The organism is Mangrovimonas cancribranchiae (assembly GCF_037126245.1).
GTDB lineage: Bacteria > Bacteroidota > Bacteroidia > Flavobacteriales > Flavobacteriaceae > Mangrovimonas > Mangrovimonas cancribranchiae.
Genome location: NZ_CP136925.1, coordinates 1 through 13,484, shown reverse-complemented (window position 1 = coordinate 13,484; position 13,484 = coordinate 1). Strand labels below are relative to the sequence as shown.

Genomic DNA, 13,484 nt, shown 5'->3' with positions numbered 1-13,484 from the left:
ATTAATTGACAATTACACATTTTAACCTGCTTTAAATTATCAAAATCTATTATGCACGCATAATTTTTTGAGAAAAATGCATATTTTTTTTATAGATTTATATATATTGCTTTATTATTAATTAACTAAACTAAAAAATGAAATCATTATTTTCACTATTTCTGTTCTTTGCTGGCATCACAATTTATGCCCAAACTACAGTTACTGGTTCAGTTGTGGATGACAGCTCCCAACCTATTCCTGGAGCCAATGTTATCATTCAAGGAACCTCGTCTGGTACTATGACTGACTTTGATGGAGCATTCTCTTTAACAGTTGATAAAGAACCACCTTTCACGCTTAAGGCAAGTAGCATAGGGTTTGAGTCGGCTACTATAGAAGTAACTTCAAACAATCAAAACGTTTCTTTTGTCCTTAATGAAGGGACTTCTTTAGATGAAGTCGTTATTTCGGCATCAAGAACGCCTGAACGTATTTTCGAATCTCCTGTAACAGTAGAGCGTTTTGGACTTAAAGAAATTAAAAACACAGCTTCTGCAGATTTTTACGACGGTTTAGAAAACCTTAAAGGCGTAGATATCAACACCAATAGTTTAACCTTCAAATCAGTTAACACACGTGGGTTTGCCACATTTGCTAATACACGCTTTATGCAGTTAGTAGACGGTATGGATAACTCTACACCAGCGTTAAACTTCCCTATTGGTAACCTAGTTGGTATGAATGAAACCGATATTCAGAGTGTCGAGCTTCTACCTGGTGCTGCTTCTGCATTATATGGAGCAAATGCCTTTAATGGTATTTTATTTATGAGAAGTAAAAACCCTTTCGATCATCAAGGTATTAGTGCTTACCACAAACAAGGTATCACCTCTCAAGATGCCGCTGGAGACAATACATATAGAGATTCAGGTATAAGAATGGCTTATAAGTTTAGTGATAAATTTGCGGCAAAAGTCAATTTTGGATGGTTAAAAGGAACCGACTGGATGGCAAACAATATGCAAGGAAAACCTGGGACAGGAAACTCTAGAGCCTCATTAAATTATGACGGTTACAATGTTTATGGTGATGAGGTGTCTACAAATATTAGAGATGCAGCTGGAGGTTTAGGCATTGTTCCAAATGTAGACGTGAGTAGAACTGGGTATAATGAAGCCGATTTAACCGATTACAATGCCGAAAGTATTAAAGCCGATTGGGGATTATATTATCGCCCAATGGGAGACGATTTAGAGATTCAATACATAGGTAAAATAGGAACAGGATCTACCATTTATCAAGGAACTAACCGCTATTATATTGATGGCTTTACGCAACAACAACACAAATTAGAAGTAAAAAACGACAACTTTTTTGTAAGAGGTTATGTAGTTGCCGATAAAGCTGGAGATTCTTATGACATGGTATTTACGGGTATTAACATTAACCGTGCTTGGAAGAGCAATGAACAATGGTTTAGCGAATATATTAACACCTATGTGGGAGCTACTTTAGGAGGTGCTACAGACGAACAAGCACATGCTGCAGCGAGAAATCAGGCTGAGTCTGGACGTTTAGAACCAGGAACGCCAGCTTTTCAAAGAACATTTAATCAAGTTATTGCAGATCCTGATTTTAGCAGGGGTTCACAATTTAAAGATGCTTCAAAATATTATCATGCCGATGCTAATTATAACTTTAGTCACTTATGGGATGTTGTTGAAGTACAAGTGGGAGGGTCTTTTAGACAATATAGCTTAAATTCTTCGGGAACTATTTACACCGATTACGATGGCAACATCGATTATAACGAATTTGGTGTTTACACCCAATTACAAAAACAATTAGATTTAAACGAATCTTTAAAACTTAAGCTAACAGGATCTATCCGTTACGATAAATCAGAATTTTTCGATGGTTTTGTATCACCAAGATTATCAGCCGGTGTTACACTTAACGAAGACCATAATATTAGAGCTTCTTACCAAACAGGATTTAGAAACCCTACCACCCAAGATTTATTTATTGGATTAGATGCTGGTCGTGCCATATTAGTTGGTTCTGCACCTGATAATTTAGAACGCTATGTAAGGCCTCATGACTCAAATACAACTGGTGAACGAATTTACCAAAGTGGTTCTGCTGCTTATAATAACTCCTACACCTTATCATCAGTTTTAGCATTTGAAGCTGCGAGAAAAAATGGAGCGACCGTTAATGAAGCTTCTTCGTTATTAGAAATTGGTAATTCTGAAATTGTTAAGCCAGAAAAAGTAACCTCTTTCGAAGTGGGTTACCGTGGTAAACTAGACAGAACTATCGTAGATTTAAGCGTATATTACAATAAATACCAAGATTTTATCTCTGGTGAAAATGTAGCTGCACCACTTATAGGTGATGTTGGTACTACTGATGCTATAAATTCTGTTGATGTTAATGACTATGTGATCTACCAAACCTATACTAACTCACCAGCCGATGTAAATGCCTTTGGTGGATCAGTTGGCGTATCAACAAAAGTACTTAACAACTTCGATTTAAGTGCTAACTACACTTACTCTAAACAAGATTTTGATGAAGACAAATATCCTGACTTTAGAACAAACTTTAACACACCAGAACACAAAGTGAAATTAGGTTTAGGTAACACCGATGTATTTAAAAACTTCGGATTTAATGTGGCTTGGAGATGGAGCGACCATTACAAATGGCAAGCTACATTTGGTGATGGAGAAATTCCAGCATACCACACCTTAGATGCACAAATTAACTACAGAGTACCTTCTATTAAATCATCATTTAAAGCAGGTGCAACTAATATATTAGGTGACGAATACTTTACAGCTATTGGTACAGGTTACATTGGTTCAATGTACTATTTATCATGGACAATTAACAACCTATAAAAAATTATGACAATGAAAACGTTAAAATACATTTTACTATCCACAGTACTAACAGGCTTTGTTGCTTGTAGTAGTGATGACGATAGTTCTAGCATGAACGAACCATTACCAGCTCTAACAGCTGGTGAAGCCGATTTTTCTAAATATGTTGCCGTTGGTGCATCTTTTTCAGCTGGCTTCACAGATAACGCCTTGTTTATTGCAGGTCAAAATAACTCCTTTCCAAATATGCTATCGCAAAAATTTGCTATGCTAGGTGGTGGTAGTTTTAATCAACCATTAATGAATGATAATATTGGTGGGTTTTTAGCAGGTGGCATGTTAGCGGCAGCTCCTAGACTTTATTTTGATGGAGAGGGTCCTGTTGTACTTCCTGCTACACCAACAACAGAAATTACAACACCAGTTACTGGTCCCTTTAATAATTATGGTGTTCCAGGCATGAAAAGTTTTCATATGGGTATTGCAGGTTATGGCACTTTAAATCCATATTTTGGTAGAATGGCTTCAAGTGCTTCGGCTACCGTTTTAGGAGACGCTGCTGCACAAGGCCCTAGCTTTTTCACACTATCAGAAATTGGAGGAAACGATGTTTTATCTTATGCAACATCTGGCGGAACAGGTGTTGACCAAACAGGTAACATGGACCCTAATACATATGCAGGAAACGACATAACAGATCCTACTGTATTTGCCGCTTCATTCTCTGCAGCTATAGATGCCTTAACAGCTAATGGTGCAAAAGGTGTAGTTGCTAATGTCCCTTATATTACAAGTTTAGCACATTTTACAACTGTTCCACATAATCCATTAGAGCCTTCAAACCCAGATTTTGGTCCACAAATACCAACATTAAATATGATTTTTGGGGCTTTAAATGAAGTGTATGTTGCTTTAGGACAACCTGAACGAGCTATTGTATTTTCAGAAACAGAAGCTAGTGCCGTAGTTATTAGAGATGAAAGTTTAGCTGATATATCAGCTCAAATTACAGGCGCTTTAATGGCTAGCCCAACCTTTCCTGCTTTTATAGGACAATTTGGTCTTCCACCATCTGCTGCTCCACTAGTGGCTGGTTTACTAGGACAAACTTATGGCCAAACAAGACAAGCAACAGCTGAAGATTTATTTGTATTACCAAGCAGCTCTGTAATTGGTACAGTTAACGAAGATTATGCGACTGCATTAGTTGGTCAAGGGTTACCTCTTGCACTTGCTGGACAATTTGCAATAGAAGGTATTACTCTGCCACTAGAAGACAAATGGGTATTAATACCTAATGAGCAACAAGCTGTAATGACAGCTACCGATGCTTACAATGCAACAATTCAATCTTTAGCTGATGCCAATGGATTAGCTTTAGTCGATTTTAAAGGTATTCTTCAAGAAGCTTCCACAACTGGTCTTTCTTCTGGAGATTTCACATTAAATACAAGTCTTGTAACAGGCGGCTTAATAAGTTTAGATGGTGTACATCTAACTGCAAGAGGTTATGCTGTGATGGCAAATGAGATGATGAAAGCTATAGATGCAACTTATGGTAGTAATTTTGAAGCTTCGGGGAACTTATTAAACGCAGGTAATTACCCAACAAATTACTCACCATCTTTACAATAAGAAATACATTGCAAAAGATAACTAAAACACCTTCAATACGAAGGTGTTTTTTTATGCTTAAAAAAGCCATGAAAAATGACTTTATATTTAAATTAAAAAACATATCTTTGCAGCGCGAAAACTAGATGTGTTTTCAAAGATTTAAATTGCATAATATTAAACATATAAGTAATGTCAAAAGTTACAGGTAAAGTTGCACAAATTGTAGGTCCAGTTATCGATGTTGAATTCGGTTCTGAGGCTGAACTTCCAAAAATTTATGATTCATTAGAAATTAACAGACCTGATGGTTCTACATTAGTACTAGAGGTACAATCTCACATTGGTGAAGATACTGTACGTACTATCGCGATGGACTCATCTGATGGTTTAAGTAGAGGAACCGAAGTTGTTGCAACTGGAGCTCCAATCCAAATGCCAATTGGCGATGATGTTTATGGTCGCTTATTTAATGTAATTGGTGATGCTATTGATGGATTAGGTGATTTACCTAAAGCTGGAGACAGCGGACTTCCTATTCACAGGGAAGCACCAAAATTTGAAGACTTATCAACTTCTACTGAAGTTTTATTTACAGGTATTAAAGTAATTGATTTGATTGAGCCTTATGCAAAAGGTGGTAAAATTGGATTATTTGGTGGTGCTGGTGTAGGTAAAACAGTATTAATTCAAGAGTTGATTAATAATATTGCAAAAGGTCACGGTGGTTTATCGGTATTTGCTGGTGTAGGTGAAAGAACACGTGAAGGAAACGACCTTTTAAGAGAAATGCTAGAATCTGGAATTATTAAATACGGTGACGATTTTATCCATTCTATGGAAGAAGGCGGTTGGGATCTTCAAAAAGTTGATAAAGCTTCTATGAAAGATTCTAAAGCAACGTTCGTATTTGGACAAATGAATGAGCCTCCTGGAGCACGTGCTCGTGTAGCCTTATCTGGATTAACTATTGCTGAATATTTCCGTGATGGTGCTGGAGACGGACAAGGAAAAGACGTTCTTTTCTTCGTAGATAATATTTTCCGTTTTACACAAGCAGGTTCAGAGGTATCAGCCCTTTTAGGTCGTATGCCATCTGCTGTAGGTTACCAACCAACATTAGCAACCGAGATGGGTGCGATGCAAGAGCGTATTACATCAACTAAAAAAGGATCTATTACATCTGTACAAGCGGTTTACGTACCTGCAGATGATTTAACGGATCCGGCACCTGCAACAACCTTTGCCCACTTAGATGCAACAACCGTATTATCTCGTAAAATTGCTGAGTTAGGTATTTACCCAGCGGTAGATCCATTAGATTCTACATCTAGAATTCTAACTGCTGATATTTTAGGAGATGAGCACTACGATTGTGCACAACGCGTAAAAGAGTTATTACAACGTTATAAAGAATTACAAGATATTATTGCCATTTTAGGTATGGAAGAATTATCTGAAGAAGATAAATTAGCCGTATCTCGTGCAAGACGTGTACAACGTTTCTTATCACAGCCTTTCCACGTAGCTGAGCAGTTTACAGGTATTCCAGGGGTGTTAGTTGATATTAAAGAAACTATTAAAGGCTTTAACATGATTATGGATGGTGAATTAGATCACTTACCAGAAGCGGCCTTTAACCTTAAAGGAACTATTGAAGAAGCTATTGAAGCTGGAGAGAAAATGTTAGCCGAAGCGTAATTCAATTGATAATTATCAATTGACAATTATCAATTATCAATTATAAAATTATGTATTTAGAAGTTGTATCCCCAGAAGACACATTATTTAGTTCAGAAATAGATTCTGTAGTTGTACCAGGTGTAAATGGTGATTTTCAAATGTTAAATAATCACGCACCTATTGTATCGCTACTAAAAAAGGGAACTATACAAATTCACACACATTCTCAAAATCACTTGGTGATAGATGATTTACATGCCAGTATTGTGCCACAAAAAGCAGATAATAAAGTATTAACTGTTGAAATCACATCTGGAACCATTGAAATGAAAGACAACAAAGTGATTATCTTAGCAGATTAAAGAATAATAAACTTTACCAATAATAAAAAAGCCTGATAATTAATTTATCGGGCTTTTTTAGTTTTTATGTCTACTTTTATAGACATGAAAAATAATGACATTATTGTTTCTGAAAGAAATAGACCATATTGGCAAATTATTCTTGCTTCATTATGTTTTACAGGAGCTTTTGCTATAATACTTTCTTTCATGCTACAATTTTTTATAAATAACACTATCATTCAATTATTTGCAGAACAATTATTTATAAGCTTTTATTTAATTCCTGTAGCCATAGGTTATTCATCACAAAAACGAATTTATATCGATCTTAAAAATTCTAAATTAAAACCCACTTATGAAATAGGCCCTATAAAAATTGGTGCATGGAAAACTATAAAAAACTACGACTATGTTTCTGTGTTTAAACAATTATTAAGTGACGGAAGCTATACCTATCAAGTTAATTTATGGTACAATAGTAATAGACATCTTGAACTTTACGAAAGGCAAAGTATTACCGATGCCTTTATTGTAGGCTTTGAGCTTTCTGAACAGTTAAATATTAACTTATTAAACGCCGTGAAGCATCCCTACGAATGGGTTGATAAAGATAACTGGAAAGAACAATTGTCTTAAAATACTTATTTAACCTCTTTTGTAATGACACCTACTCTTTGAGCGAAAAAAGCTAAATAAATAAAGCATAAAGCAGCAATCCAATAAGAAGGTAATATTCCTATAATATCAGCTAATTTCCCTTGTAAAGGCGGAATTATTGCACCACCTAAGATCATCATAATTAAAAACGCAGATCCTTGTGAGGTGTATTTACCCAATCCTTTTATGCTTAAAGCAAAAATACAAGGCCACATAATAGAACAAAACAACCCACCGCTAATAAAAGCAAAAAGAGCTACATAACCACTAGTAAACATGCCTATTAGCACAGCAACAAGACCTAATAGTCCAAAAATCTTTAAGGTTAGCGCTGGTTTGTCTTTGCCTAAGAAAAATCCGCCTATTTGTATGGCGATACATACTGCAAATAAAAATAAGTTAGACACATTAAATCCTGTAATATAGTTTACAAAAAGCACCACACCAAAAGCCACATAAGGCACTAGGATATATAACCATGTTTTTAGTTTATTAGAAGGATTAAACACTGTTATAGCTCCAGCCCAACGCCCAATCATTAATCCACCCCAATACAAGGAGATTAAAGGCGCTATTTCAGAATCATTCATAGCTCTTAAGCCTAAAGCATTGTAAGAAACACCATCTATCGTATTGGTAGCAAACTTGAGCAATTCACCTAAATTACTCTGAATAGTCACTTCTACGCCTACGTAAGTAAAGATAGCTAACATCCCTAATACAAGTTGCGGAAAACGCATAGCGCCCCATCCTTCACTATTCTTCTTTGCTAAATAGTTAGAGATTAACAAGACACTTACTACAGTAACCAAACCTAAAATGGATAACTTTAAAATAAAATCGTTATTTGGCGTTCCTGTATATTGATCAAAAATAAAATAGAAACATATCACTAGTAAAACCGTCATTATAGATAATGATTTAACTGCATTAGGCGCTTTTATTATTTCTGGATTAGCTTTGGCTTGTGGTAATTTTTTTGAAAAGAAAAATAAGGCTGCCGCTAAAAGGAATAACCCACCAACAGCTAAATAAAGGTATTGAATAGTTGATAATGAAATCTCATGGTTATCTATCATTTGTTTTAATTCGGCTCCCGTTTTTGGTGTAGAACCAAATAAAATAAGCGCAATAACAATCGGGCCTATGGTTGTTCCAAAAGAGTTCACACCTCCTGCCAAATTTAAACGATGCGCTCCTTTCTCTGGATCGCCTAAAGCAATGGCAAATGGATTGGCTGCTGTTTGCTGTAAAGAGAACCCTAAACCAACAACAAACAACGCAATAAGCACATAATAAAACACATTAGAATCGCCAGGACTAGCACCATTAATAGCAGGAAACATGGCTACTGCTCCTAAACAACTTAATAACAAACCGTAGATAATGCCATTTTTATATCCCCAACTATTCATAATATCTTTACCTAATGTATTCGATACAACAAACAGGAACAAAGCTCCAAAATAGTAAGCCCCGTAAAACGCAAAGTCTACTAGTTGAGATTGAAACTGATCGATATTGAAATAAGTTTTACAAAAAGGTATAAATACGCCATTGGACGCTGCAATAAATCCCCAAAAGAAAAACACTGTAACTAACGTATACAGTGCTTTATTGTAGTTTTTTTGTTCGGTCATTCTTTTTAATTTGTTGTAAGATAGTCTTTTTTAATTGATCTCTAATGTTACAGCTTTTTTATAACATTTGTAACAATTCCCCAAATGACAAATTCGTTTTCAGGCGAAATTTTTATAGGCTTATAGTTACGATTAGCTGGTAATAACCAAAGTCCATCTTTTTCTACTTTTAGGCGTTTTACGGTAAACTCACCATCTAAAAAACAAACCGCAATTTTATCGTTTTCAGGTTCTAGGCTTCTATCTATCACTAATAAATCGTTATCATCTAAACCTGCATCTATCATGCTTTGCCCACTAACTCTAGCAAAAAATGTAGCCTCTTTGTTTTTTACTAGCTCTTTATCTAACGATAAACGCTCTTCTTTAAAATCGTCTGCTGGCGATGGAAATCCTGCCGAGATACCAGAATCAAAAAAAATAGCACCTTCACTATTACTAGTATCTGGTAGAAAAAAAGTTAGGTTTGTCGTTTCTTTAGCTAGCATTTTACTGTTATTATTTGGTTGATATTTGTTGTGTATTTTAAAGATAACCGCTCTTGGCGCATTTTCCAAGTGCGTTCTAAATCCTGATTACCTAATTTTATTTTATAATCTTTATACTTTTTGTTTAGCTTATCTATAGCTAACATTAATGGTTTGTGTTTAGGGTTTTCATGCTCAAATAAATGTAATTGATAATTATTATTTGGCACTAATCCCATAACAATAACACCTGCGCGTTTATATTTTATACCAGGTTTAAACATATTTATTGCCGCTTTTACAGCTTGACTACTAATAATTAATGTCGAGTCTGTTGGATATGCTAGATGAATCGTCTTGCTCGTACGATGTTGTTCTGCTTCTTTTTTATGCCTATCGCTGCTTAAAGTTACTAATATCATATAACAACTAGATTGCTGTTTACGCAATTTTTCGGCACAACTTGTGGCAAAAGTAGACACACGTTCTTTAATATTATCTATATCTGAAAACGTATACTCGAAACTTCGTGTTGTAGCAATAGCTCTTTTATTGGTCACTTCATCTAGTTGAATACTTGGAATCCCTTCTAAATCGTTTTTTAACTTTAGTTCTGTTACAGAAAAATTGTTCCTTACCCAATCATTAGGTAATTGCGTAAAATCAAAAGCTGTATTACAGCCTTTTGCTTTTAATCGTTTTGCTAAACGACGACCAATACCCCAAACATCTTCAATTTTAAGCCATTTTAGCGCTTTTATCCGTTTGGCTTCAGAGTTAATTACATACACACCATTTGTTTCATTTGGAAATTTACGCGCTATTTTATTGGCCACTTTACTTAATGCTTTTGTAGGAGCAATACCTACACAGGTTGGAATACCTGTCCATTTTAAAATACGGCGACGCATTTGGGTGCCGTAGTCGTTAAAATCGTAATACTGAAATCCTTTAAATTGCAAAAAAGCTTCGTCTATACTATACACTTCAACATCTGGGGTAAATTGTTTAAGAATACTCATAACCCGGCTACTCATATCGCCATACAACGGGTAATTAGAAGAAAAAACGCGAATGTTGTTTTGTTTACAAAATGCTTCCCATTTAAAAATAGGCGCTCCCATGGGTAATCCTAATGTTTTTGCTTCGTCGCTACGAGAAATAACACAACCGTCGTTATTACTTAAAATAGCCACTGGTTGTCCTTGCAAGTTTGGGTTAAAAACCCGTTCGCAAGATGCATAAAAATTATTACAATCTACCAAGGCATACATAACAGTGAACAATTAGCAATCAACAACACAAATTAAAAAAGAGTTGCCCTAAAATAGGAGAAGATAATAGAAAGATTTTAACAGGCTAACTATTTATTTGTCGAATGTAAAAAGACGAAAGACTTTATAAAATCAATCAGGAACATACTCTAAAATATCTGCTGGTTGACAATCTAATGCCTTACAAATAGCCTCCAATGTTGAAAAACGTACAGCTTTTGCCTTTCCTGTTTTTAATATAGAAAGGTTGGCTGTTGTAATGCCAATAATATCTGCTAGTTCGTTACTTTTCATGCCTCGTTTTTCCAATACAGCATCTAAATTTATTTGTATCGGCATAATTATATGGTTAAATCGTTTTCTTTTTTTATAACATATCCATGAGCCGTAACTCGACCAAAAACAATAAAAAACAGCCCTACAATAATTAACACAATATATAGGTTTTTAGAATCAAAATTCAAATATTGCCAATGTGAAAAATCAAAAGAAAATAGAAGAGGATATAAGCTTGAACAAAACCCTAATATTCCTGAAATAATAAAATATACTCCTGTTGTCTTAAAAAGTTGAGCATGTTTTTCTGAAAAATAATTAGATTTTGATAGTCGATTTAAAATTTTCATCAAATAAAAAACCCCTAAACAGAATAATAAAAACACACATCCTTTAACCAATGCTAATAGCTTAATATAAATGGGCACTCCTTCAGAAGAAAAGTGCCCTAAATGCAAAACATCCTTTTCAAAAACCAATCCTAAAATTGACAACACTACATTCCCTAATAAAGCTATAAGTAATATTGTAAATAGGGTAAAAATTAAAATATTTAATGCTTTCATAATTATATGGTTAAGTTATTTTCTTCTTTCATTTGTTTTGCCGAAGCAAAAGCCTCACTTAAAAACATCATAAAAAGTCCCATAATCAAGAATATCATAAATGTTGAATTTATGTTTATTGAAAACTGGCTAAATAGCACAAGATTTATAAGGAGTTTTAATACGGAAAAACCAAAGGCACACACAATAAATAGTCGGCCTATTTTTTTAAAATTTATTATTACATCATCTGAAAAATAATTGCCATGCGACATGATATCAACCGTTTGTTTTATTAAACGTATCGCGACAAAGTAAATGCCCAATACCGCAATCATGGAAACCACAATTATTAATGTTTCCAAGGTGTCTAGCATACCCAAATCAATTGGTTCCGAATCAAACATATTAACTTGATAGCTTTGATTAGTAAACAGCAAAATAGGCAAGGTTATTATACCAAAGACCAAAGCAATTAACATCAAGTAATAATAAATGTCAATGGCTGTTTTAAGAAGCTTGATAGTTTTCATAAATTATTGTTTTTCGATAACAAATATAAAAAAATTATCGAAAAACAATAATTTTAATCTACAATATCATTATAAGCTTGTTGTAGTTTTTTACCACTTCTTTTATTTCATCTTCATTTAAATGTCCAAAACCAAACCTAATAGCACAGGTGTTTTTATTGTGATATAAAATGGTTTTAGGTAGAAATAAATCATGTTTTTTTGCCTTTTCGGCAAGTTTTACAAGCGATATTCTCGGAGTGAAATGTAACCAAATGGCTAATCCGCCAGAGGGTTTTTGACATTCAATTTTTGTTTGAAATACTTTTTAGGCAATCGCACAAATAATCTAATCGTTGCTTATAAACAGTGCTATTTTTTTTAATTAAGCGGTGTATTTCTCCTTCGGCAATAAGTTCAGATAACATTTGTTTCTGTATTAAATCGCCTTGCTTATCTAATATCTGTAAATAATTTTTAGCTTCATTAATTATATACTCTGGGGCAACAACAAACCCTATTTGAAAACTAGGAAACAACGATTGCCCTAACTTTCCTAAATAAATAACCATACCATGCGCATCGGAACTTGCCATAGGTTGCATGGCAGATCCTTCAAATTGAAAATCGTAATCGTAATCGTCTTCTATAATAGCAAACTTATAAGCTTTTGCTAACTGCAATAGTTTTAAACGTCGCTCGGCACTTAACGTTACCGTTGTTGGATAATGCCTATGTGCACATATGTAAACACATCGTATACTGCCTTTTGTAAAATGTGTTTTAATAAAGTCAACATCCATTCCATAATCATCAACAGGAATGGTTTTTACTGTAGCTCCCGCTTGTTGAAAAATCATGTTAGATTCATAATGACTTAAGATACCTACTAGCACAACATCCTTAGGCTTTATTAATAATTGCGACACAATGTACAGGCTCATTTCGGTACTTCGCGTACTCATAATATTTGCGGGCGTAATGTGAAATCCCCGCGTAGCGTTTAAATAATTGCTTAAATATTTCCCAAAATTATACGATTGCTCTCCTGCTCTATGCCATTTTGAAATTAAACCCGTGCGTTTCATAGAAGCACTATACCACCGTGAAAATTGATGTGTAGGATGTAAACGTAAATCGGGACGCCCATCATTAATACCATAAGTACAGCTTGAAATTCTTGGGTGGAAGCTAAATTAAGTGACGGTTGAAAAGGAAATCCTGCACGCTTTGGATAATCTCTTACATGATCTATCCCATGTACTGTACTTTTATTGTGGCTGTTTTTTTTCTCTGGAAGAAGCACAAAAGTTCCTTTGTTAGGAACAATATCCACCCAACCCTGTGACGCTAATTCTTCGTAACCCGCTACGTGCTGTATTTCTGTTAATAACAACAACTCACTAAATTTACGTGTACCGGTAAGCTGTACCTTCAAGTAAATAACCACGCTGATAGCATTAATAATTTGTTGGGCTATCTGAATGTAAACCGCTGTAGGTTGTGCTTTTTCAAAATAATGACTCGTTTAATAATTTTCAACCGGACTATTCATAGTTTTAAAGCTGGACTATTTTAATGATCCGGAAAGTTACGACTTTT

The 13,484-nt window shown here is 34.7% G+C and carries 13 protein-coding genes; 5 read left to right on the top strand and 8 right to left on the bottom strand.

Annotated features, from left to right (window positions below):
• Positions 1-137: 137 nt before the first annotated feature.
• The 5 genes from R3L15_RS00065 (at position 138) to R3L15_RS00045 (ending at position 7,147) form a co-directional block, all read left to right on the top strand.
• Positions 138-2,888, top strand: a complete 2,751-nt coding sequence (locus R3L15_RS00065) for a TonB-dependent receptor domain-containing protein (protein ID WP_338732471.1) — start codon at positions 138-140, stop codon at positions 2,886-2,888.
• Between the two features lie 12 nt (positions 2,889-2,900).
• Positions 2,901-4,505, top strand: coding sequence for a G-D-S-L family lipolytic protein (locus R3L15_RS00060; RefSeq protein ID WP_338732467.1), 1,605 nt, complete (start codon positions 2,901-2,903; stop codon positions 4,503-4,505).
• A 171-nt stretch (positions 4,506-4,676) separates the two neighbouring features.
• Positions 4,677-6,185: a F0F1 ATP synthase subunit beta gene (gene atpD, locus R3L15_RS00055; protein WP_338732466.1), complete on the top strand. Its 1,509-nt coding sequence runs from the start codon at positions 4,677-4,679 to the stop codon at positions 6,183-6,185.
• A gap of 50 nt (positions 6,186-6,235) precedes the next feature.
• Entirely contained in the window at positions 6,236-6,529 is a 294-nt protein-coding gene (locus tag R3L15_RS00050) for a F0F1 ATP synthase subunit epsilon (RefSeq protein ID WP_338732463.1), read from the top strand.
• Positions 6,530-6,613: 84 nt separating this feature from the next.
• The gene (locus R3L15_RS00045) at positions 6,614-7,147 is read left to right on the top strand and encodes a hypothetical protein (RefSeq protein ID WP_338732462.1); all 534 of its coding nucleotides are present in this window, start codon (positions 6,614-6,616) and stop codon (positions 7,145-7,147) included.
• 5 nt (positions 7,148-7,152) lie between these two features.
• On the opposite strand, the gene R3L15_RS00040 is transcribed toward R3L15_RS00045, so the two are convergent.
• The 8 genes from R3L15_RS00040 to R3L15_RS00005 form a co-directional block, all read right to left on the bottom strand.
• A complete protein-coding gene (locus R3L15_RS00040) occupies positions 7,153-8,808 on the bottom strand; it encodes an MFS transporter (protein WP_338732460.1) in 1,656 nt (551 codons plus the stop codon).
• Between the two features lie 47 nt (positions 8,809-8,855).
• Positions 8,856-9,296 carry a translesion error-prone DNA polymerase V autoproteolytic subunit gene (locus tag R3L15_RS00035; protein WP_338732459.1) on the bottom strand — a complete coding sequence of 147 codons (441 nt, stop codon included), beginning with the start codon at positions 9,294-9,296 and terminating at the stop codon, positions 8,856-8,858.
• Positions 9,290-10,549: a Y-family DNA polymerase gene (locus tag R3L15_RS00030; protein WP_338732458.1), complete on the bottom strand. Its 1,260-nt coding sequence runs from the start codon at positions 10,547-10,549 to the stop codon at positions 9,290-9,292. The genes R3L15_RS00035 and R3L15_RS00030 overlap by 7 nt, the downstream gene beginning before the upstream one ends.
• 132 nt (positions 10,550-10,681) lie before the next feature.
• Positions 10,682-10,888, bottom strand: coding sequence for a helix-turn-helix transcriptional regulator (locus tag R3L15_RS00025; protein ID WP_125466682.1), 207 nt, complete (start codon positions 10,886-10,888; stop codon positions 10,682-10,684).
• Between the two features lie 2 nt (positions 10,889-10,890).
• Positions 10,891-11,391: a DUF2975 domain-containing protein gene (locus tag R3L15_RS00020; RefSeq protein ID WP_338732457.1), complete on the bottom strand. Its 501-nt coding sequence runs from the start codon at positions 11,389-11,391 to the stop codon at positions 10,891-10,893.
• 2 nt (positions 11,392-11,393) lie between these two features.
• Positions 11,394-11,903 (bottom strand): DUF2975 domain-containing protein, encoded by a 510-nt coding sequence (locus R3L15_RS00015; RefSeq protein WP_338732455.1) that lies wholly within the window; start codon positions 11,901-11,903, stop codon positions 11,394-11,396.
• A gap of 284 nt (positions 11,904-12,187) precedes the next feature.
• Complete coding sequence (locus R3L15_RS00010) at positions 12,188-12,970, bottom strand: PLP-dependent aminotransferase family protein (RefSeq protein ID WP_338732470.1); 783 nt, start codon at positions 12,968-12,970, stop codon at positions 12,188-12,190.
• Positions 12,967-13,320 carry a hypothetical protein gene (locus tag R3L15_RS00005; RefSeq protein WP_338732469.1) on the bottom strand — a complete coding sequence of 118 codons (354 nt, stop codon included), beginning with the start codon at positions 13,318-13,320 and terminating at the stop codon, positions 12,967-12,969. Before R3L15_RS00005 ends, R3L15_RS00010 begins: the two co-directional genes overlap by 4 nt.
• Positions 13,321-13,484 lie beyond the last annotated feature (164 nt).